This window comes from Lebetimonas sp. JS032 (genome assembly GCF_000523315.1).
Classification (GTDB): Bacteria; Campylobacterota; Campylobacteria; order Campylobacterales; family Nautiliaceae; genus Lebetimonas.
The window spans coordinates 20,442-39,372 of sequence record NZ_ATHS01000004.1 but is presented as its reverse complement, the minus strand read 5'-3'; the positions used below and the strand labels follow the sequence as shown (position 1 = coordinate 39,372).

Sequence of the window (18,931 nt, the reverse complement as noted above, 5' to 3'; positions counted from 1 at the left end):
TTCTTTTTCAATCTCTTCATACTTTATTTTTTTATTTTATCACATCTATATTAGGATTTACACAGTTTTTGAGTTTTTAAGAAAAGTTTAAACTCCGCAACCAGAATTTCCTCCTCTCCAGTATTTTTTTTCCAATTCTAAAAATTTCTGTTTTTCAACTTCACTCATTATTCTTTCATTATATTCCAGTTTTAACCCCATATTTTCAAGGGGTGTTTTTACAGAATTAATAATTTGCTCTTTTATAGGAATTCCCTCAAACGGCCATACAAATGTGGCTTTAACTGTGTTTCCTTTAAAATCAATATTTTCCAGCATACCAAGATTTACCAGACTTGTGGCAATTGCCGGATGTTGGATGCTTTCTATTGTCTGAACTATTTTAAAAAAATCCATTTTTTCTCCTTAAAGGTATTTTTTAGAAATTTTTTTAATTTCTTCGTATATTTTATCAAAATCTGCACTGTAAACCCTGGTTTCAAAAACAGTTGTCATTATATTTGTATCTCTTTTAAACCTTGGGACCAAATGCAGATGTATATGCCCTGGAATTCCGGCCCCTGCGTCAAATCCCAAATTCCAACCCATATTTATTCCATCCGCTCCAAAATCCTTTAAAATTTTACATCCTATTTGTGCCATTTTTGCAATGTATGTTACTTCTTTTTCGTTTAAATTTTCATATTCTCCAACATGTCTGTTTGGAATTATCATAAAATGACCTGGATTATATGGAAACCTGTTCATTACAAAAAAACAAATTTCATCTCTGAAAAAGACTTGATTTTCATTATCATATTCTGGAGATGAAGCAATATTACAAAACACACATCCTTTTTGTTTTTTTAGTATGGTATTCTCTTCTCCATGGAGCATAGAGTCTATCCATTAAAAAATCTTTTTAAAATTAAATACTTTTGAAATGTTTTCTTTGTTAAGTATTTTTTTATTTCCTTTGTTAATAATTTTTCCATTTCTTAACATAATAATATTTCTAAATAAATTATTTATTTCATAAAAATCATGAGTGATTAAAATAAATTTTTTATTAAGTGTTTTTATAAAATCCCAAAATTCATATTTTGCTTTGATGTCAAGCCCGTTTGTAGGTTCATCAAGGCATAAAATTTTTGGGTTATGAATAACCGCTCTCGCAATCAATACTTTTTTAATTTCTCCAAGCGAAAGAGTTGAAACATCCTGCTTATGATTTAAATTAAATTTATCACAAATTTCATAAGTTTTTTCTATTTGATAATTTATTACATTCAAAAAAATTATAAACAACCAAAGCTTCTTTAAAAGAAGAAATAATTGCATCAAAAACACTGATATGTTCATTTTTATAAAAATATTCCAAATCAGAATTTACAACCCCGAAAATTTTCCTTGCTTCTCTTAAAGTGATTTTTTTACCAAAAACCAGTCTTTCTTTTAAACGCTGCGGATATAATTCATGTGTAATAACTTTTAAAAGCAGGCTTTTCCCGCTGCCGTTTGGCCCTAAAATAACACTATTCTCATCAATTTCAAGTTCATCAATTTCCAAAATATGATGCTTAACGCCTTTTAATTTTATCAATTCACTTTTCCTATTTTCTTTTCAATTGATTCAATTTTTTGTTTCATTCTGTTTTTTTTATTTTTTCTTATATCCATTTTAACTGCTGTATATACCCTGTTGCACTCAGGTTCTAAAAGCTTATAAGCTTTATTGATTATATCAGTAGCTTCTTCAATTGTATTTACTTCATATATTGTTCCCATCGGCGTTAACTGAAAATTAATATCACTTTCTTTAAACATTTTTATAATTCTACTGACATATTCACTTACACTTTCCCCTTTATCTGTCGGAAACATAGCAAATTCTACCCATAAATTCTCCTTATTATCGTAGTTTTTAGCGTTTTTTAAAATTTTTATTTTCATAAAACCTTCATTTTTACCTAAGAAAATTTTTTTATAACCATTTTCTTTTATTTCTTGTTTTAAATTATTATCAGAATGAATCTGTAAAAATGTAAATTCATTAGAATTTAAAGGAAATATTTTTAAATTTGCATAGAGGATTTTTTCTTTATTATCATTTATATGTGTTTTTTGCACATATAAAATACCATTAAATCATTATCCTGCAGATAAAAATATTTATTTTCATATGCATTAAATTTACCGTATTTTACACTGTATAAAGGATTGTATTTACTTGTAGGTGCCTGAAGTTTTGCATTGTTTAGTATTGGTTTAAATTTATCAAGTGAATAAGGCGAATCATGAGCAAAACAGATAGAAATATAATTAATTTTTTCATATTACTTTTTTAATTGTTTTTTCTATTATTTTTCTATTTTTTTTTGCATTGTTTATATCAGGTGAGTTAAAAAATAGATAATGATTTCCACTTAACGTAATAGTTTTACTATTAAATAATTTACCCTGTTTTTTAATAGCAACAGGCGGAACTGCACTATCTTCATCTCCTCCAAAAATCAGTACTTTTCCTTTATAATTTCTAAAAATATCGCTAAAATCTTCATCCACTACATTTTTAAACGTTTCATACATATTTTCATTCATTCCTTTAGCATCTTTGCTTACAAAATATTTTCTAAATTTACTTAGCCCTAAAAATTTTAATGTTTTATAAAATTTTATTTTAAATTTAATTTTAAACGGTTTTGGCAAAACTATCCCGGCACTTGCAAGAAGTACAAGTAAATCCGGTTTAAGAAGGGTTGCAACTTTTCCCCCAAAACTGTGTCCTATTATAATATCTTTTTTTATATTTAGTTCATTTAAAAATTTATCCATTATTTTTGCATAATCAAAAGTGGTTAAAATATAATCATTACTGCTTTTGCCAAATCCGGGCATATCAATATAAATATGCCTGAAATCTTTAAAATTATCACTAAAAACTTTCATAATTTCTTTGTTTGAACCCCAACCGTGCAAAAAAATAATATTTTTTTCCTTATTCGGATTTATAATATCATAAGCAATTTTAAATTTTTTATCATCAACCTCAAGATTTCTAACAGCCAAATTAAACCTTTGGTATAAATTTAAGACTAACTGAATTTATACAATATCTAAGACCTGTCGGCATAGGTCCGTCTCCAAAAAGATGTCCGAGATGCGCCTCACAGTTTGCGCACATTACCTCCACTCTGTTCATTCCGCCGCTGAAATCAGGAGCTTCAAGAATTTTCCCAACCGGTATATAAAAACTCGGCCATCCTGTGCCGCTGTCAAATTTATGCTCCGAGCTGAAAAGCTCTTTTTCACAACATTTACATGCATAAATACCTGGTTTTTTATTATTCCAGTATTCATTATCAAAAGCCGGTTCGGTGCCTTTATCACAAATAACATATTTTTCAAAATCGTTTAATTTATTTTTACAGTTACACAAATTATCAACCTTTGTTATAATTTCACAAATTTTACTAAAATTAGGAGAAAAATGAAAGATTTGAATTCAATCAATGAATTAATTGAAGCTTTGGAAGAATTACCGAGCATTGGCAAAAAAAGCGCAACAAGACTTGCTTTATTTCTGGCAAAAGATAAATTCAGGGCAATGAAACTGATTAATGCTATTGAAAACGTAGTTACAAATATAAAAGAATGTTCAATTTGCGGCAATTTCAGCGAACATGAAATATGTGAAATTTGCGATAATCCAAACAGAGACAAAATACTTGCAATTGTAGAAAGCTCAAAAGATATAATGATTATTGAAGAGAGTGGAAGTTACGGAGGATATTATTTTGTTTTAAATCACTTAGATGATGAAAAAATTCAAAAACTTAAAAATTTTATAAAAGATAAAAAAATAAAAGAAATTATTTTTGCTTTTCCTCCCTCAAGCGAAAGTGAAGCAAGAAGCTTATATTTAGAAGACAGATTAAAAGATTTAGAAATTGAATTTTCTCAAATTGCCCAAGGTGTTCCAACGGGGGTACATTTTGAAAATGTTGATATCAATTCCTTAGCAAAAGCCATAAAATTAAGACATAAAGTTTGACACTTTTTTACAAAGCAATATTTTTGGAAATCTGTTAATTTTCATATTGCATTCCGTCAATATAATACCATTTATCCTCTTTTACAAATCTGCTTTTTTCATGCATTACATATTCATCAATATAAGCTTTAAATTCGACAAACGCCTCTTTTTTTCCATTTATAAATTCAATAATTTCTAATTTTTTGAAATAACTATTACTAAAATCTTTTATAGATTCAACCCAAGCTTTTTTGTCTTTTTCAAAATGAGGGGAATCTTCATGAGTGGTTTTTATAATATATTCGGCATTGCCCATGGCATAAGCAGAAAATCTGCTTTTCATAAGCAACAGTGCATCGGGAGCTGAATTTATTTTGTGCCATTTGAAACAGCAGTCTTTATATTTTTTACCGCTACCGCATGGACATAAAGAATTTTTACTGAATTTCATAATATGCATTCTCCCCTTTTGCTTTTAATATTTCATTTATAACAGTTCCGCCTTTTGTATATATGATATTTTTTGGTACGTTTTTATCATATTTTATTAATTTTTGATTGATATTTTTTTTAACCCAATTTAGCATAATATTTTTACTCTCTGGATTTATATAAATATTTTCGTCTTTTTTAAACTGTGAATTCAATGCTTTTGCTTCTTTTGCCGTAATAATTTCAAACTCTTTTTCATTTCTTTCAAACAATTCAGTTAAAAAATGAAACTTTTTATCCTCTGTAAAAAATCCTTCGCTGTAAGGAGGTTTATCAAACACCTTTTTTTTATAAACATTGTCATTTATTTTTTCTAAGTTAGAATCTAAAATTTCCCTGATATATTCGTCTTCTTTTTTCAATTCTCCAAATCCAAATTCATTAAATAAATATTTTGTAAACTCATACTCACTAATTCTTTCATCGTGGCCGCTTTTCAAGCAGCCAGATGAGCAAAGCTCATTTTCCATTTTCCATTTTACATTTTCCATTGTTAAAACATATTCATGAAAATAACTTCCTCTTACATCTTTTTTTTCATAAAAATCTTTTGTAGGAATAAAAAGATTTGCAATTTTTGCCGTTTCATCATAATATTTTCCAAATACAATTAACTTTTTTTCTTTTAATTTTTTCCATTTATCCCTGTTTACAAAACTGATAAGCGGATTTGCGCCCTGAATAAAAACTACATCAAAATTATCCAGATTAACATCAAACAGAGCTATTTTGTTTTTATGATTTATTTTAAAAGGGTTGTTTATCCCAAAACTGCTGCTTCCGAGATATGCAACACCCATGTCTTTTTTCCCAAAATAATCCAGCATATAAAAAAGTGAATCAATTGCCCATGCGGTTTTATAACACTCTTTACATTTAGAAATACCAAGCCCGGTTAAAACAACAGCACCTTCGGTTATTATTTCAAACAGTTTTTCAGCCTGTTTTTCATTTACTCCGGATTTTTCAATTAATTCGTTTTTGGAATAAGAAAAAACTATTTTTTTAAATTTTTCAAAATCCAAACCGTCATCTTTTTTAACTAAATTCCTTTCCATTGCCATCCGTGAAAGCAATACAGCCAGATAATAATCGCTGTTTGGTTTTACCTGAATAAAAAAATCAGAATTTTTAGCTGTTTTAGTGTTTATTGCATCAATATTAATAGTGAATTTATCTTTTATTAAAGGCAAAAGATGAATATTAGTAACATATGGGTTTCTTCCCCAAATAATAATATTCTTAGCATTTTTTACAATCCATATTGGTAAAATTAAACTTTTGCCTCTTGATTTTTTAATACCTTTCTCCCCTATTCCGTCACATGTGCTGCCAACGGCAAAAGTAGCTCCGTATTTTTCAAAAAATAATTTCGTAACATTTTGCATTAATCCCATATTGCCGGAACCTTTGATAAATAGAACTTTTTTAGGCTGAGTTGATTTTAATATAGTTGTAAATTTATGTAACACTTCATTTAACATAATATTTTTACCATTAAATTTTGCAGTAGATTCTATAGGAAATTTAAAATAATTGTTTAATTTCCAGCAAAGATAAGGAGTTATTCCCTCTGCTTTAATTTTCCGTTTTCCGTTTTCCATTTTACACTGGCAGGCGTCCCAGCAGTCAAGTGGGCAAAACATTATTTTCCTTTTAAAAGCTCTTTTGCATATTCATAAGCTTTTTTACTTTTTTCTTTTCCGCCTATTATTCTGGCAATTTCATTTATTCTTTCATTAACACTCAGTTCTTTTACATAACTTTTATTGTTTTCTTTCGTAACCAAAAAATGTTTATCGGCTACACTTGCAAGCTGAGGCTGGTGGGAAATAGCAAAAATCTGATATTTAGTGGAAAGATATTTTAATACTTCGGCTACACTCATACTTTCTTCGCCGCTCAAATTTGCATCTATTTCATCTAAAAAAAGACTTTTTTCTTCATCTTCATATTCAAGTTTACTTGCCAAAAGCGCTACTCTCAGTCTGTTAAATTCTCCGGTGGAAATTGTATTAAGATCTATATCATTGACGATTATTTCGACTTTATCTTTTCCCGACTCGTTTAACCCGTCTTCAGAAAAATATATTTTAGCTCCGGGCATATAAAGTTTTTTCAAAAAATAATTAATTTTTTCTTCAAGCTTTTTTGCCGCAATAATTCTTTTCTCCGTTATAAACCGGGCTGTTTCATTTAAGATTTTTTTAAGTTTTTGAATATCATTAATAAGTTTTTCTTTTTCAAAAGATATATTTTCAAACCTGTTTAATTCTTCTTTCTTTTCTTCATAATATTTAAGTGTTTCTTCAATACTACCAAATCTTCTGATTAATTCCTGAAGTTTGGATAATCTTTCCAACACTTCTTCTATATTTACATTTTCCAAAAAAGACGCTTTTTCAACAGCTTTATCAATCATAATTCTCAATTCATTCATAGTATTTGAAAAAAATTCTCCATCTTCGTCTGTCATTTCCAAAAATTCATATACAATATGTTCTAAATCAAATATTCTTTCCACTTCATGAATTTTATCTTTTATTTTTTCAATTCTGCTTAAATCTTTTTTGATTTTCATTAATTCTTCAAATTCTCCTGTTTTTGGAGAAATTGATTCTATTTTTTCTATTTCATACTTTAAAAATTCTTTTTTTTCAGCAGATTCTTTTTGTTTTTTTGTTATTAATTCTAGTTCTTTTAATAATTTTTTATATTTATTATATAGATTTTTATATTCATTTAATTTAACATAATAATCTTTCTCCTGAATAATTTTATCAAGCAGACTTAATATATTTTTATTTTCAAACTCTTTTATTTCCCTTAAAGAGAGATAATCCAGAAATTTTGAAGAAATTTCTTTAATTGTTTTTTTACTGACTGCCTGATTATTTATAAAATACCTGTTTTTGTTTTTTTTAATCTGTTTAAAAATAAGAACTTCATCGTTTTCGATTCCGTATTTTTCCAAATCTATATTTGCATCAACAACGGCTTCCGACAAAGCGGCATTTACGTCAAAATATCCAAAAATTGACAAAATTCCCCTCATTAAAACAGATTTCCCGGCCCCGCTGGGACCCGTAAAAACAATCAGACCTTTTGAAAATTCAAGCTCAACTTTCTGAAATTCAAGTTCCACTTCTTCAAATGTAACATAATCTTTTATATAGACTCTTTCTATCACTACCCTTCTCCCCAATGAAGTTTTTCCCTTAACACATCAAAATAATTTCTTTCCATCCTGTGTATCAGTTTTGCAGGATATTTTGCTTTTCTCAGTTTAATGTCGGAATTTATATCAAATATTTCCTGACCGTCTATTATCATTTTTGCAAAATCTTCTTTCACTTTTGCCTCTATTTTAAATTTACTCGGAATAACAAGAGGCCTTTGTGTAAGAGAATGCGGACAGATAGGCGTTAATATAAAACTCTCCGTCAAAGGATACACAACAGGGCCGCCGGCGCTTAAATTATATGCGGTCGAACCTGTTGGAGTGGAAATTATAAGGCCGTCTCCGTGATAAGTATTTAAATGGGCCTCATTTGTATCTATATCTATGTGTATCATAGATGAATTAATATCCTTACTGATAACCACATCATTAAAAGCATACAAAAGATTATTGTTAAATTCAACTTCAATAACCATTCTTTCATCTATTCTATATTCACCTTTTAAAAATTTTTCAATAAATTCATTAATATTTTCAGGATTTATATCAGTTAAAAACCCTAGTTTCCCTGCATTTATACCAAGTATAGGCTTATGATACCTGTAACTTCTTCTTGTAAGTGATATTAAAGTGCCGTCTCCCCCGAGTGCGACAAGAAAATCAGCCTCTTCGCACATTTTATTAAAATCCATCCCCAAAAGTCCTATTAATTTTGCACAAACAGTATCAATTAAAACTTCTATATTGTTTTTTTCAAAAATTTTTTTTATCTCTAAAAAATCCCTTTTTATTTTTTCATCCGCTTTTGGTTTAAGTACAAATCCCGCTTTCAATTTAAACCTTTTTTTATAATTATAGCAAGTTATGAACATTTATAATAATAAATTATTTTAACAGAAAAATATTATTTTTTAAAATTTTATGTTATAATTTCCAAAACCAAAAGGAGAAAAAAATGGACAGAAGCAAATCAATAGAATTATTAAACAAAGCGGTAGGGGAAGAGCTCAGTGCAATTCACCAATATATGTATTTTCATTTTATACTGGATGATTTGGGATATGATTTACTTGCCGGTATTTTTAAAAAAACGGCAATTGAAGAAATGCTGCATACTGAAAGATATGCAGAGAGAATTTTATTTGTAGGCGGTGAAATTGAAATGAAACCGGCCCACGAGGTAGAACATATAAGAGACCCAAAAGAGATGCTGAAATGGGCTATGAAAAGCGAAGAAGACGCAATAGATATGTATAACGATTTTGCAATTGAATGTGCGAATGCAAAAGATTCTGGAACCAAACAGTTATTTGAAAGTATCATTGCAGATGAAGAGAGACATTTTGACACATTCGAAACAGAATTTGAAAATCTTCAAAAATTCGGTGACAGATATTTGGCCCAGCAGGCAATGGAAAGAAGTAAAAAAACAGGAATGCCTGCAGAATAATTTAAACACTGAAAATATCACTCACAAAAATTTCTCTTACTTTTTCCGCTTTTTTTATATATTTGTTTTTCTTTTTAACAACTTTCCCAGTATCTTTATTAAATTTTTTTCTTAATTTTTCGCAGTTATAATAATCATGGGCTTTTCCTAAATTATCCTGAATTAATTTTAAAACATCTTCATATTCAGGATGTGTATATCTGCATTTTTTAATTTCTATTCTTATTTTATGAAGTGTTTTATCGTCTTTATCTAAAAAAGTTTCATTCAAAATTTGAAGACACTTTTCCAACGATACTTTATTTTCAGGTTCAGTATTAATCAATTCACTTTTAAAATTATCCAAAAATTCCAAAAATTTTTCCCTTAATTTTTTATGTTTTTTCTTTAGAAATTTTTTTATTTTAATACATCTGTATCCCTGAGTTTTGAGGAATTTTTAAGCAGATTTTCAAGCCCCGTATCGGTTTTACCTTCTTTTTGTAATTTAGAAAGAGCTTTTCTCGCCTCCACCCTTAATTTATGCAAAATCTTAGCGCTGTCTGATTTTTTGTATTTATCAATTAATTTTTTTATTTCCATAATTCATCCCTTTTATCAATAAAAACTTCCTGAATGGGATAGGCTAACTCTAATTTAGAATTTTCAATTATATTCAATATTCTAAGATAAACATCCTGTTTAACTCTCAGCCACTCTTCCCAGTTTATACTTATCGAATAGGCATAAACCAAAATATTCATAGAATATTCATCAAATTCATCCAAGTACACAAGCAGCGTTTTTCTTATCCCGTATTTGTCTTCCATGGAAAAAAGTGCTTTTTTATACATAATACGTCTTAGTTTGTTTTCTATTTTTTTATCTGTTACAATCCCGGGATGTTTTTCGAGCATTTTTTTTATTTCTTTAATAACCCTTTTAATCTCTTCGGTATCGGTGGAATATTTAATTTTTATCCAAAATTTTATTCTTCTACCTATAAACCTTCTGGAATAATTTTTTATCCAACTGTTAGCCAAAAAAGAATTTGGAACCGTTATTAAAGCATTGTCAAATGTTCTTACCTGTGTAGATGTAAGGCCTACATCGGCAACCAGACCCTCAAAATCTTTTGTTTCTATCCAGTCCCCCTGATGAAAGGCATCTTGACTGATAACCCTTATAGAATCAAAAAAATTTTCCAGTGTACCTTTGGCCGCCAAACCTATAATAGCGCCGCCCACACCCAAAGATGTTACAATAGCCGCAATATTTACCCCCAAATGGGTTAATATTGAAATAAAAATAATTAAAATTATAAAAAGTTTTGTAAAATGAATAGATAAATTAAAGACTTCTTTTCTTACATTGGTTTTATGGGATAAATTAATTGCGATTATTACATAAATAATATATTTGATTATTTCATAAAACAGCCAGCCTATAAACAAAACATTAAAATAAAAAACCCATTCTTTGATTTTATAATTTTTTAATAAATAAAAAACAAAATTTCCGTCAATCAACAACAATAATGGTATTGAAATTTTATAAATTCTTGAATAAAAAAGTTTAAAAAAGATATTTCTTCTATGCTTGAATATAAAATATTTTATATATTTAACAAAAAAAATTGAGAATAAATTGAACAATACAATAAAAATTAAAAGATAAATGCTGTTCATTGGCATCCTTTGAAAAAATTATAGCACATTTTGATATAATTGCGCTTAAAAAAGGATATTAATGAGAAGCCACTACTGTGCAGAACTTAATGAATTGAATATTGGAGAAGAGGTGGAACTGGCAGGATGGGTAAATTCACACAGAGACCACGGAGGGGTTATCTTTATAGACCTCAGAGACAGAACCGGATTAATCCAAATAGTAGCAGACCCGGCTGACAGTATTGAGGCTCATAAAGTTGCCGAAAAAGTAAAAGACGAATATGTAATAAAAACAAAAGGTAAAGTAAGATTAAGAGGTGAAGGTCTTGAAAACCCAAAACTTAAAACTGGAAAAATCGAAGTTGTAGCTGATTCTTTGGAAATCGAAAACACATGCGAAGTTTTGCCTTTTCAAATCGGAGATAAAAATGTAAATGAGGAACTTAAATTAAAATACAGATATTTGGATTTAAGGGACCCTGACAATTTAGAAACATTCGTTTTAAGAAGCAAAGTCACAAAAGCCGTGAGAGATTATTTTGACAATGTGGGCTTTATTGATGTAGAAACACCTATTCTTACCAAATCCACTCCGGAAGGTGCAAGGGACTATTTAGTACCGAGCAGGGTTCACCCCGGGAAATTTTATGCACTTCCCCAATCACCTCAGCTTTTTAAACAAATTTTAATGGTAGCTGGATTTGACAAATATTATCAGATTGCAAAATGCTTTAGGGATGAAGACCTCAGAGCCGACAGACAGCCGGAATTTACACAAGTTGATGTTGAAATGAGTTTTGTAACACAGGAAGATGTAATTAAAACTATTGAAGGTATGACAAAAGAAGCTTTTGCAGTAGCCGGGATTGATGTTAATCTGCCGATTGAAAGAATAACTTATCATGAAGCCATGGAAAAATACGGAAGTGACAAACCGGATTTAAGATACGATTTGGCAATGATTGATGTAATAGATGAATTTGTTGATTCAAACAATGAAATTTTCAGCAATATTGCAAAAGATAAAAACAAAAACAGATTTAAAGCACTTAAAATTCCTGGAGGGGATAATTTTTATTCAAGAAAAAAATTAAAAGAGCTTGAAAATTACGTCAGAAAATTCGGAGCAGCGGGACTTGCATATATTCAAATAAAAGAAGACGGTTTAAAAGGCCCGATTTTAAAATTTTTAAGTGAAAAATCACTTGAAAGATTAATATCTAAACTTAATCCCCAATTGGGAGACATAATATTTTTCGGAGCAGGAGATAAAAAAACGGTACTTGATTATATGGGCAGACTACGTGCCAAAATAGCAAAAGAGATGAATTTATATGATGAAAAAGATTTTAAATTTGTCTGGGTTACTGATTTTCCAATGTTTGAAAAAGATGAAAAAGGAAATCCTACTCCGCTTCACCATCCTTTTACCATGCCTAATATGCAGACTTGGGATGAAGAAAATTTTGAAAATATAAAATCAGTTGCTTATGATTTAGTCTTAAACGGTTATGAAATCGGAGGAGGAAGTATACGTATACATAAAGAAGAAATCCAAAAAAAGGTGTTTAAGCTTCTGGGTATCAATGAAATTGAAGCAAGGGAAAAATTTGGATTTTTACTTGACGCACTTAAATTCGGTGCACCTCCTCACGGCGGATTCGCACTTGGACTTGACAGGGTTATAATGTTAATGCGTCATACTGATAACATAAGAGACGTAATTGCGTTTCCAAAAACACAAAAAGCCCAGTGTCTTCTGACAGAAGCGCCTAATGAAGTGGAAACAGCCCAGTTAAAAGAATTACATATAAGAATACACAAACCTAAAAATGATTAGATTAAGCGATCTTAAAAACGGAGATGTTTTTAAAATAATAGAATTTGATCATTCATGCGGAAATTTCAAATACCGAATGCAGGATTTGGGTATTAGAAAAGGACAGATGGGACAAATTATAAATAAATCAATTTTTGGTCCTGTCGAAATTGACATAGAAGGCAGAAAAATTGCCATAGGAAAAGGAATGAGCAAAAAAATTTATGTTAAAAAATTTGAATGCCCGATGTTTAAATAGTGAGTGGTGAGTTATGAATTATGAGTTGTGAATTATGAGTTATGAGTTACCAAATAGCCTAGTTACAAGTTAAAAAACATAAAAATAAAAGGAGTAAAAAAATGAAAAAACTGTTTTTAATTATAGGTGCGCCTGGAAGCGGAAAAACAACGGATGCAGAACTTATTGCAAAAAGAAATCCGGATACAATTGTGCATTATTCAACAGGTGATTTATTAAGGGCAGAAGTTGCAAGCGGAAGCGAACTTGGTAAAAAAATTAAAAGCTATATTGATAACGGAAATTTAGTACCTCTTGAAATAGTTATCAACACAATCAAAAGCGCAATTGAAAAAGCAGATAAAGATATAATATTAATCGACGGTTTTCCAAGAAGTGTAGAACAAATGATTGCCCTTAACAAGATGCTAAAAACTGCTAAAGATATTGATTTAGTGGCTGTAATAGAAGTGGAAGTCAGTGAAGAAATTGCAAGAGACAGAGTTCTTGGAAGGGCAAGAGGCGCTGATGATAATGCTGAGGTATTTAACAACAGGATGAAAGTGTTTCTTGAGCCTCTTAAAGATATAGAAGAATTTTATTCAAAACAAAATAAACTTATTAAAATAAACGGTGAGAGAACAGTTGAGGAAATTGTTGATGAAATGGAAAAAGTAATAAAAGAAAAAGCCGGAATTTAATGAATATTTTTCAGGTAATTATAGGGACGGAAATACTAAACGCAAGAAGAGAGGATAAACATTTTAAATTTTTAAGAGACGAATTAATAAAAAGAGGATATGAACTAAAAGCCTCTTTTATTATAAAAGATGACCCCCTTTTAATTGAAAACATATTTTTTTTGATTAAAAACACCCCCGATTCATATCTTTTCTGTTATGGCGGTATCGGGGCAACACCGGATGATTATACAAGAAATTTAGCGGCAGAAGTTTTTAGCTAATTCCCAAATGGAATATAATAAAGATTTTATAAAAGAAATAGATAAAAAATTCCCGGGTGTTGATAATTCAAAAAAATACCCGCTGGCATACTGGCCTAAAAATGCAAAGCCTCTTTGGAATAATCCTATAAACGGATTTCCGGGTTTTTTTCTTGACAACAGATATTTTTTTATGCCGGGATTTCCTGAAATGGCACATCCTATGACTATAGAAGCTCTGGATAAATTTTTTCCTTTAAAAAATAAAAAGAAACGCTACACTCTTTTGGCACATGCAAAAGAATCTGAAATGCTTGATATTATGAATAACATTCCAAAAAATGTCGAATTTTCCACTTTGCCAAAGCTGGATTACACCAGTGAAATATCTTTTGCTGGAAATGGTGCAAAAGAAGTATATGAGTGGTTTAAAAATGAGCTTGCCAATAAAAATATAAAGTTTGAAGAATGCAGGGATTAAAAAATTTAAACGTTCTTTTTGTAGAAGACGACGAAATGGTAAGAGAAGCTTTTTCGTTACTTGTTAAAGATTTATTCAATAAATTTTTTATTGCGGAAGATGCAAAAAAAGCTATTGAAATTTTTAACAACAATAATTTAGATTTAATAATTACAGATATTAAAATGCCGGAAATTTCCGGTTTGGAACTTTCCGAATATATCAAAAAAAAAGATAAAAACATTATAATTCTTGTAATTACCGCTTTTTCAGATATGGATTATATGAAAAAAGCCATTGATATAGGAATTGACGGATATCTTACAAAACCTATTTTTAAAGATTCCCTGTTTAAGACATTAAAAAAATTTGCAAAAATTATCAATGAAAGAAAAGAGACAAAAGAATACTTGGAAATTTTAAAAAATTTAATAGAAGAGAAAAATTATCCAATCTGTATCTGTAAACATAATCAAAACATAATCTATAATAAAGCTTTTAAAAAAATTTTTGGTAAAATTAACAATTTAGAAGAATTTGAAGATAAATTTAATATAGAATTTGATTTCAAAAAAGAAAAAACAGAAAAAATAGACAATAAAAAATTTTTAATCAAAACCGTTCATTTTCCAAATGATTATTACAAAATTGAATTTAAGGAATTACATGTTTTATGATATATTAATATTAACAAGTGCAGTTATTGTATTGATGAGCTTTTATAATTTATATAAAGCAGCTAAAATTGAAAAAAATTTTGATAATTATCTTTTTATAATCACTTCACAAAAAAGTTATTATATAGGGGCTGTTATTTTTTCTTTAGCAATGCTTATTATTGCTACTTACCAGGCAGTGCCCTATGGAACAGATAAAAAAATATTTTCGATTATATTATTTTTTTTAGCTGTTTTTTTATTATCATTATCTCATTTGGTTTATTATTACAGAGCTAAAAAGAAATTAAGTGATTATAAAGATTTTTTTGAAAAATTTGAAATTGATTTAAACAACAATTGTGAAAAGCTGATGCTCAAACATATTTATTCAAAAGAAAAAGATTTAGAAAAAATAAAAGAAATTTTTAAATTAAATAAAAATTTATGCAAAGATAAAAAAATAAGGCGAAAGCCTTAAAATTTTACATCTATTACATGATGGTTTAACCCTATTTCTTCAGCGGAATATCCAAAAGCAAGAGCCAGCATTTCAGGCAAATGAAGAACAGGGATATTAAAATCCTTATTTTTCCTTTTTGCAATAGCCCTTTGTTTTACATCAAGGTTTAGATGACACAAAGGACACGGCGTAACAATCGCCTCAGCTCCGGCATTTGTAGCATCTTCTAAAATATTAGAAGTTAATTTTTCACTAACAGGGGTATTTTGTAAATCAACATGAAAACCGCAGCATTTAAGCTTTGTAGGATAATCTATACTCTCACCCATCAAAACTTTTATAAGATTCTCTATTGCATTTGGCTTATAAGGGTTTTCATTTAAATTATCCCCGTCATGTGTTTTTGAAGGTCTTATTATATGACATCCGTAAAACGGGGCAATTTTTAGATTAAGAGGTCTTTTTATATGTTTTGTAATTTCCTCATATCCTATATCTTCCAAAATAGCATATAAGAAATGCTGTATTTTCATATTGCCCACATATTTATAACCAAGTTCGCCCAGTTTCTGATTAACTTTTTCTTTTAATTTTTCATCAACATCTAATTTTCTTTTGGTGTTTTCAAGCATCAGCTGGCAAGTATTGCAAAGTGTTACCATTTTAAGGCCTCTTTTTTCAGCAAGGCATATATTTCTTGCATTTATTACCAGTGAGAGGAATTCGTCAAAATCCTGCAGATGTCCGGCCCCGCAGCAGCTGGCCTCATTTAAAACTTCTATTTCTATACCCAGTGTTTTTGCCACCAGTAAAGTAGATTTTAAAAGTTCGGGTGTTGATTCTTTAGCTGTACAACCGGTGTAAAGTGCATATTTCATATTAACCCTTTAATTCGTGTGTTTGTGATATTTCAACTAATTTTTTAATCTCTTCCACACCTTCAGATTTAGGCATATTCCATGGAAATTTTATTTTGCCTTTTTTAAGCATTTCCATAGCTTCAGGCAAATGTCTTGCCACATTAATACCCTCAGAATATAAAACAAGCATTCCTTCGTCTAAAATACCGTGTTTTTTTATAGAATGTACAAATCCTTCTGCATGTTTGGTGGCCACATTTTTCTTGGCGACACCTTCTTCAAAAATCTGATTGTGAAGATGGGTGATTTTAGTAAACGGATCCACTCCCTTAGGGCAAACCTCTATACAGGCCTGACATTTTACGCAATCCCACACTCCAATTCCCAGTTTATCAACAAATTCAAGCCTTTCTTTTTTTGCCTCATCTCTGCCATCAGCACTAAACCTATATGTTTTGGCAAGAGCCTGAGGTCCGAGAAAATCTTTATTAGCGCTTATGCTCCCACATGTATAAAAGCAGCATCCGCAGGCAATACAGTAATCCGCATTTTCCAATGCTTCCACTTCTTCGGGTTTTACTAAATTTTCTTTTTCTGGATGTTCGTCTATATTTGCTATAAGATACGGTTTTACTTTTTTATTTTTATCCCAGAAATCTTTTTTATCTATTACCAAGTCTTTTATAATTTTTTCCTTGTTTTTGCTTAACGGTTCAACTATAAGCACTTCGCCAAAATTTTCAATTGCTTCTTTTAACGGCGTTTTACATGCCAAAACATTTTTACCGTTTAATTTAACGGCGCAGCTTCCGCATATTCCATGCCTGCAGCTTCTTCTGTAACTGAGGCTTCCGTCAAACTTCCATTTTATTTGATTAAGCGCATCCAATAAAACTGCATCTTCTCTTAATTCGAGTTTATATTTATCAAAATGAGGTTTATCATCCTCTTTGGGATTAAACCTGTAAACTTTTAAAGTAACTTCCATTATCAACCCTTTAATATTTTCTCTCTTGAGGTTCGAATTTTGTTATTTTTACAGGGGCATATTCAATTTTTATGTCATCGTTTTCTAAATATCCGAATGTATGCTTTAAGAAATTTTCATCGTCCCTTTTAGGATAATCTTCCCTGAAATGTGCCCCCCTGCTTTCTTTTCTTTCAACTGCGCCGGCAGTAATAAACAGTGCATAATCAAGCATATGGCCAAGTTCTATTGCTTCTTGCAAGTCAGTATTATAAGCTTTTGATTTATCATCGAGTTTTATATTTTTATATCTATTGCGAAGTTCTTTTATTTTTTCTTTTGCCTCAACTAAATTTTTTTCCTCCCTGAAAACACCTACTTTTGTACTCATAAGCTCCTGCAGCTCTTCCCTTATTTTGGATGTTCTCTCATTTCCATTGTTATTTAAAAGAAAATCAACTTCATCCAAAGCTATTTCAGCATCAGAAGTTTTTGCCTCTTTAAATGCAATATCCTTTAAATCCTCAGCAATTTTACTTCCAACCCATCTTCCAAAAAAGAGTGCTTCAAGCAGTGAATTCGCCCCAAGCCTGTTGGCACCGTGAACACTGACACATGCGCATTCACCCGCCGCATAAAGCCCTTCGCTTAATTCATTAGTCGATTTTCTGACATGTCCGTTGATATCAACAGGTATTCCCCCCATTGAATAATGAGCGGTTGCCGAAATTAAAATAGGCTCTTTTACCATATCCCTGCCTAAAAATGTCAAAGCCAAATCCCTTAGTTCCGGAAGTCTTTCTTGTATTTTCTTTTCTCCCAAATGAGTGAGATCTAAATATACGGCAAAATGGTCTTCTTTTGCGCCCCTTCCTTCAATTATTTCTTTCATAATAGCCCTGCTTACCACATCTCTAGGGGCTAATTCCATTTTTTCAGGTGCATATTTTTCCATAAACCTCTCACCCAGACCGTTTATCAGTTTACCGCCCTCGCCCCTTGCGGCTTCACTCATTAATATTCCGCTTCCGGCAAGTCCCGTAGGGTGAAACTGCACAAATTCCATATCTTCAAGAGGAAGTCCTTTTCTTGCAAATATAGAAAGCCCGTCTCCTGTATTTGCATGTGCGTTTGAATTTATTTTAAAAGCCCTTGCATATCCTCCTGTTGCAAACATAACGGCCTTTGCATTAAAAATGGCAAAACTTAAATCTCTTATATTAAAAGCCGCAACTCCGTAAGCTTTGCCATTTTCATATAAAATATCGCTAACATACCATTCATCAAGTATTAACACATTTTCTCTCACACACTGTTCGTAAATGGTCTGAAGGAGCGTAAGTCCGGTTCTGTCTTTTGCAAAACATGCCCTCGGTTTACTCTGACCCCCAAAAGGCCTCTGGGCAATTCTTCCATCTTCTTTTCTACTGAAAACCGCACCCATTCGCTCAATCCATCTGATTGTTTCAGGCGCCTTTGAACACATCAGTTCAACCGCATCCTGGTCTGCTAAATAATCGCTTCCTTTAACAGTGTCGAACATATGAAATTCAACTTTGTCATCATCAGCCAAAGCTGCATTTATTCCACCCTGAGCGGCACCTGAGTGTGAGCGCAGAGGATGAAGTTTTGTAAGAACCGTTACATTTTTTCCAGCCCTGCTCAGCTCTCTTGCCGCAGCAAGTCCGGCCAGTCCAGCCCCGACTATAACCACATCACTTTTATAAATTGGAATCAT

General features: G+C 30.5%; 26 protein-coding genes. 9 read left to right on the top strand and 17 right to left on the bottom strand.

The genetic code is table 11. The features are described from left to right. Nucleotides 1-87: 87 nt before the first annotated feature. From DZ65_RS0109500 to msrB, 7 genes are all read right to left on the bottom strand, one after another. Nucleotides 88-396 carry an iron-sulfur cluster assembly protein gene (locus DZ65_RS0109500; protein WP_024791654.1) on the bottom strand — a complete coding sequence of 103 codons (309 nt, stop codon included), beginning with the start codon at nucleotides 394-396 and terminating at the stop codon, nucleotides 88-90. A gap of 9 nt (nucleotides 397-405) precedes the next feature. After that, nucleotides 406-876 (bottom strand): HIT domain-containing protein, encoded by a 471-nt coding sequence (locus DZ65_RS10245; RefSeq protein ID WP_236617410.1) that lies wholly within the window; start codon nucleotides 874-876, stop codon nucleotides 406-408. Between the two features lie 12 nt (nucleotides 877-888). Then, the gene (locus DZ65_RS11395) at nucleotides 889-1,287 is read right to left on the bottom strand and encodes an ATP-binding cassette domain-containing protein (protein ID WP_024791653.1); all 399 of its coding nucleotides are present in this window, start codon (nucleotides 1,285-1,287) and stop codon (nucleotides 889-891) included. Next, nucleotides 1,235-1,582, bottom strand: coding sequence for an ATP-binding cassette domain-containing protein (locus DZ65_RS11390; RefSeq protein ID WP_024791652.1), 348 nt, complete (start codon nucleotides 1,580-1,582; stop codon nucleotides 1,235-1,237). Before DZ65_RS11390 ends, DZ65_RS11395 begins: the two co-directional genes overlap by 53 nt. Beyond that, nucleotides 1,579-1,932, bottom strand: a complete 354-nt coding sequence (locus tag DZ65_RS10240; protein WP_051433560.1) for an MTH1187 family thiamine-binding protein — start codon at nucleotides 1,930-1,932, stop codon at nucleotides 1,579-1,581. Before DZ65_RS10240 ends, DZ65_RS11390 begins: the two co-directional genes overlap by 4 nt. Nucleotides 1,933-2,310: 378 nt before the next feature. Continuing rightward, the gene (locus DZ65_RS0109475; protein ID WP_024791650.1) at nucleotides 2,311-3,048 is read right to left on the bottom strand and encodes an alpha/beta fold hydrolase; all 738 of its coding nucleotides are present in this window, start codon (nucleotides 3,046-3,048) and stop codon (nucleotides 2,311-2,313) included. A gap of 1 nt (nucleotide 3,049) precedes the next feature. Beyond that, nucleotides 3,050-3,418, bottom strand: a complete 369-nt coding sequence (gene msrB, locus DZ65_RS0109470) for a peptide-methionine (R)-S-oxide reductase MsrB (protein ID WP_024788374.1) — start codon at nucleotides 3,416-3,418, stop codon at nucleotides 3,050-3,052. 51 nt (nucleotides 3,419-3,469) lie between these two features. Here msrB and recR point away from each other — a divergent pair, with 51 nt between their 5' ends. Continuing rightward, on the top strand, nucleotides 3,470-4,033 hold the full coding sequence (recR, locus tag DZ65_RS0109465) for a recombination mediator RecR (RefSeq protein WP_024791649.1): 564 nt from the start codon (nucleotides 3,470-3,472) through the stop codon (nucleotides 4,031-4,033). Between the two features lie 34 nt (nucleotides 4,034-4,067). Here the strand turns inward: recR and DZ65_RS0109460 are convergent, their stop codons facing one another. From DZ65_RS0109460 to DZ65_RS0109445, 4 genes are read right to left on the bottom strand one after another with little or no spacing between them, the layout of a single operon-like run. Continuing rightward, nucleotides 4,068-4,475: a YchJ family protein gene (locus tag DZ65_RS0109460; protein WP_236617409.1), complete on the bottom strand. Its 408-nt coding sequence runs from the start codon at nucleotides 4,473-4,475 to the stop codon at nucleotides 4,068-4,070. Then, nucleotides 4,453-6,153, bottom strand: a complete 1,701-nt coding sequence (locus tag DZ65_RS0109455) for a molybdopterin-dependent oxidoreductase (RefSeq protein WP_024791647.1) — start codon at nucleotides 6,151-6,153, stop codon at nucleotides 4,453-4,455. Before DZ65_RS0109455 ends, DZ65_RS0109460 begins: the two co-directional genes overlap by 23 nt. Further along, nucleotides 6,153-7,697, bottom strand: coding sequence for an AAA family ATPase (locus tag DZ65_RS0109450; RefSeq protein ID WP_024791646.1), 1,545 nt, complete (start codon nucleotides 7,695-7,697; stop codon nucleotides 6,153-6,155). The genes DZ65_RS0109455 and DZ65_RS0109450 overlap by 1 nt, the downstream gene beginning before the upstream one ends. Continuing rightward, on the bottom strand, nucleotides 7,697-8,521 hold the full coding sequence (locus tag DZ65_RS0109445) for an NAD(+)/NADH kinase (RefSeq protein WP_024791645.1): 825 nt from the start codon (nucleotides 8,519-8,521) through the stop codon (nucleotides 7,697-7,699). The genes DZ65_RS0109450 and DZ65_RS0109445 overlap by 1 nt, the downstream gene beginning before the upstream one ends. 122 nt (nucleotides 8,522-8,643) lie before the next feature. Here DZ65_RS0109445 and DZ65_RS0109440 point away from each other — a divergent pair, with 122 nt between their 5' ends. Next, the gene (locus tag DZ65_RS0109440; RefSeq protein ID WP_024788368.1) at nucleotides 8,644-9,138 is read left to right on the top strand and encodes a bacterioferritin; all 495 of its coding nucleotides are present in this window, start codon (nucleotides 8,644-8,646) and stop codon (nucleotides 9,136-9,138) included. 1 nt (nucleotide 9,139) lies between these two features. Here the strand turns inward: DZ65_RS0109440 and DZ65_RS11235 are convergent, their stop codons facing one another. From DZ65_RS11235 to DZ65_RS0109425, 3 genes are read right to left on the bottom strand one after another with little or no spacing between them, the layout of a single operon-like run. Beyond that, nucleotides 9,140-9,493, bottom strand: coding sequence for a CHAD domain-containing protein (locus DZ65_RS11235; protein ID WP_024791644.1), 354 nt, complete (start codon nucleotides 9,491-9,493; stop codon nucleotides 9,140-9,142). A gap of 44 nt (nucleotides 9,494-9,537) precedes the next feature. After that, nucleotides 9,538-9,720 (bottom strand): hypothetical protein, encoded by a 183-nt coding sequence (locus DZ65_RS11230; protein ID WP_024791643.1) that lies wholly within the window; start codon nucleotides 9,718-9,720, stop codon nucleotides 9,538-9,540. Further along, nucleotides 9,711-10,805, bottom strand: a complete 1,095-nt coding sequence (locus tag DZ65_RS0109425; protein ID WP_024791642.1) for a mechanosensitive ion channel family protein — start codon at nucleotides 10,803-10,805, stop codon at nucleotides 9,711-9,713. Before DZ65_RS0109425 ends, DZ65_RS11230 begins: the two co-directional genes overlap by 10 nt. A 61-nt stretch (nucleotides 10,806-10,866) precedes the next feature. On the opposite strand from DZ65_RS0109425, the gene aspS reads away from it, so the two are divergent. The 7 genes from aspS (at nucleotide 10,867) to DZ65_RS0109395 (ending at nucleotide 15,384) form a co-directional block, all read left to right on the top strand. Beyond that, nucleotides 10,867-12,627: an aspartate--tRNA ligase gene (gene aspS / locus DZ65_RS0109420; protein ID WP_024788366.1), complete on the top strand. Its 1,761-nt coding sequence runs from the start codon at nucleotides 10,867-10,869 to the stop codon at nucleotides 12,625-12,627. Further along, on the top strand, nucleotides 12,620-12,865 hold the full coding sequence (locus tag DZ65_RS0109415; protein ID WP_024788365.1) for a ferrous iron transport protein A: 246 nt from the start codon (nucleotides 12,620-12,622) through the stop codon (nucleotides 12,863-12,865). The genes aspS and DZ65_RS0109415 overlap by 8 nt, the downstream gene beginning before the upstream one ends. Before the next feature lie 101 nt (nucleotides 12,866-12,966). Next, nucleotides 12,967-13,545, top strand: coding sequence for an adenylate kinase (locus DZ65_RS0109410; RefSeq protein WP_024791641.1), 579 nt, complete (start codon nucleotides 12,967-12,969; stop codon nucleotides 13,543-13,545). Further along, complete coding sequence (locus DZ65_RS10505; RefSeq protein ID WP_051433557.1) at nucleotides 13,545-13,808, top strand: molybdopterin-binding protein; 264 nt, start codon at nucleotides 13,545-13,547, stop codon at nucleotides 13,806-13,808. The genes DZ65_RS0109410 and DZ65_RS10505 overlap by 1 nt, the downstream gene beginning before the upstream one ends. A gap of 7 nt (nucleotides 13,809-13,815) precedes the next feature. Continuing rightward, nucleotides 13,816-14,268: a competence/damage-inducible protein A gene (locus tag DZ65_RS10500; protein WP_051433556.1), complete on the top strand. Its 453-nt coding sequence runs from the start codon at nucleotides 13,816-13,818 to the stop codon at nucleotides 14,266-14,268. Next, complete coding sequence (locus DZ65_RS10495; RefSeq protein ID WP_024788362.1) at nucleotides 14,256-14,924, top strand: response regulator; 669 nt, start codon at nucleotides 14,256-14,258, stop codon at nucleotides 14,922-14,924. Before DZ65_RS10500 ends, DZ65_RS10495 begins: the two co-directional genes overlap by 13 nt. After that, complete coding sequence (locus tag DZ65_RS0109395; RefSeq protein ID WP_024791640.1) at nucleotides 14,914-15,384, top strand: hypothetical protein; 471 nt, start codon at nucleotides 14,914-14,916, stop codon at nucleotides 15,382-15,384. The genes DZ65_RS10495 and DZ65_RS0109395 overlap by 11 nt, the downstream gene beginning before the upstream one ends. Here DZ65_RS0109395 and DZ65_RS0109390 read toward each other — a convergent pair. From DZ65_RS0109390 to sdhA, 3 genes are read right to left on the bottom strand one after another with little or no spacing between them, the layout of a single operon-like run. Then, the gene (locus tag DZ65_RS0109390) at nucleotides 15,381-16,244 is read right to left on the bottom strand and encodes a CoB--CoM heterodisulfide reductase iron-sulfur subunit B family protein (RefSeq protein ID WP_024791639.1); all 864 of its coding nucleotides are present in this window, start codon (nucleotides 16,242-16,244) and stop codon (nucleotides 15,381-15,383) included. The genes DZ65_RS0109395 and DZ65_RS0109390 overlap by 4 nt on opposite strands. Nucleotide 16,245: 1 nt before the next feature. After that, nucleotides 16,246-17,214 (bottom strand): succinate dehydrogenase/fumarate reductase iron-sulfur subunit, encoded by a 969-nt coding sequence (locus tag DZ65_RS0109385; RefSeq protein WP_024788359.1) that lies wholly within the window; start codon nucleotides 17,212-17,214, stop codon nucleotides 16,246-16,248. A 10-nt stretch (nucleotides 17,215-17,224) separates the two neighbouring features. Next, nucleotides 17,225-18,931 (bottom strand): succinate dehydrogenase flavoprotein subunit, encoded by a 1,707-nt coding sequence (gene sdhA, locus DZ65_RS0109380; RefSeq protein WP_024788358.1) that lies wholly within the window; start codon nucleotides 18,929-18,931, stop codon nucleotides 17,225-17,227.

Bases quoted from the DNA above. Each gene is read 5' to 3' on its own strand.
- recR (WP_024791649.1), top strand. From the start codon at position 3,470: ATGAAAGATTTGAATTCAATCAATGAATTAATTGAAGCTTTGGAAGAA.
- DZ65_RS0109455 (WP_024791647.1), bottom strand. From the start codon at position 6,153: ATGTTTTGCCCACTTGACTGCTGGGACGCCTGCCAGTGTAAAATGGAA.
- DZ65_RS0109395 (WP_024791640.1), top strand. From the start codon at position 14,914: ATGTTTTATGATATATTAATATTAACAAGTGCAGTTATTGTATTGATG.
- DZ65_RS0109425 (WP_024791642.1), bottom strand. From the start codon at position 10,805: ATGAACAGCATTTATCTTTTAATTTTTATTGTATTGTTCAATTTATTC.
- DZ65_RS0109460 (WP_236617409.1), bottom strand. From the start codon at position 4,475: ATGCATATTATGAAATTCAGTAAAAATTCTTTATGTCCATGCGGTAGC.
- DZ65_RS0109415 (WP_024788365.1), top strand. From the start codon at position 12,620: ATGATTAGATTAAGCGATCTTAAAAACGGAGATGTTTTTAAAATAATA.
- DZ65_RS10245 (WP_236617410.1), bottom strand. From the start codon at position 876: ATGCTCCATGGAGAAGAGAATACCATACTAAAAAAACAAAAAGGATGT.
- DZ65_RS0109500 (WP_024791654.1), bottom strand. From the start codon at position 396: ATGGATTTTTTTAAAATAGTTCAGACAATAGAAAGCATCCAACATCCG.
- DZ65_RS0109440 (WP_024788368.1), top strand. From the start codon at position 8,644: ATGGACAGAAGCAAATCAATAGAATTATTAAACAAAGCGGTAGGGGAA.
- DZ65_RS11230 (WP_024791643.1), bottom strand. From the start codon at position 9,720: ATGGAAATAAAAAAATTAATTGATAAATACAAAAAATCAGACAGCGCT.
- DZ65_RS10495 (WP_024788362.1), top strand. From the start codon at position 14,256: ATGCAGGGATTAAAAAATTTAAACGTTCTTTTTGTAGAAGACGACGAA.
- sdhA (WP_024788358.1), bottom strand. From the start codon at position 18,931: ATGATTCCAATTTATAAAAGTGATGTGGTTATAGTCGGGGCTGGACTG.
- DZ65_RS0109410 (WP_024791641.1), top strand. From the start codon at position 12,967: ATGAAAAAACTGTTTTTAATTATAGGTGCGCCTGGAAGCGGAAAAACA.
- DZ65_RS10505 (WP_051433557.1), top strand. From the start codon at position 13,545: ATGAATATTTTTCAGGTAATTATAGGGACGGAAATACTAAACGCAAGA.
- DZ65_RS0109390 (WP_024791639.1), bottom strand. From the start codon at position 16,244: ATGAAATATGCACTTTACACCGGTTGTACAGCTAAAGAATCAACACCC.
- aspS (WP_024788366.1), top strand. From the start codon at position 10,867: ATGAGAAGCCACTACTGTGCAGAACTTAATGAATTGAATATTGGAGAA.
- DZ65_RS10240 (WP_051433560.1), bottom strand. From the start codon at position 1,932: ATGAAAATAAAAATTTTAAAAAACGCTAAAAACTACGATAATAAGGAG.
- DZ65_RS0109385 (WP_024788359.1), bottom strand. From the start codon at position 17,214: ATGGAAGTTACTTTAAAAGTTTACAGGTTTAATCCCAAAGAGGATGAT.
- DZ65_RS10500 (WP_051433556.1), top strand. From the start codon at position 13,816: ATGGAATATAATAAAGATTTTATAAAAGAAATAGATAAAAAATTCCCG.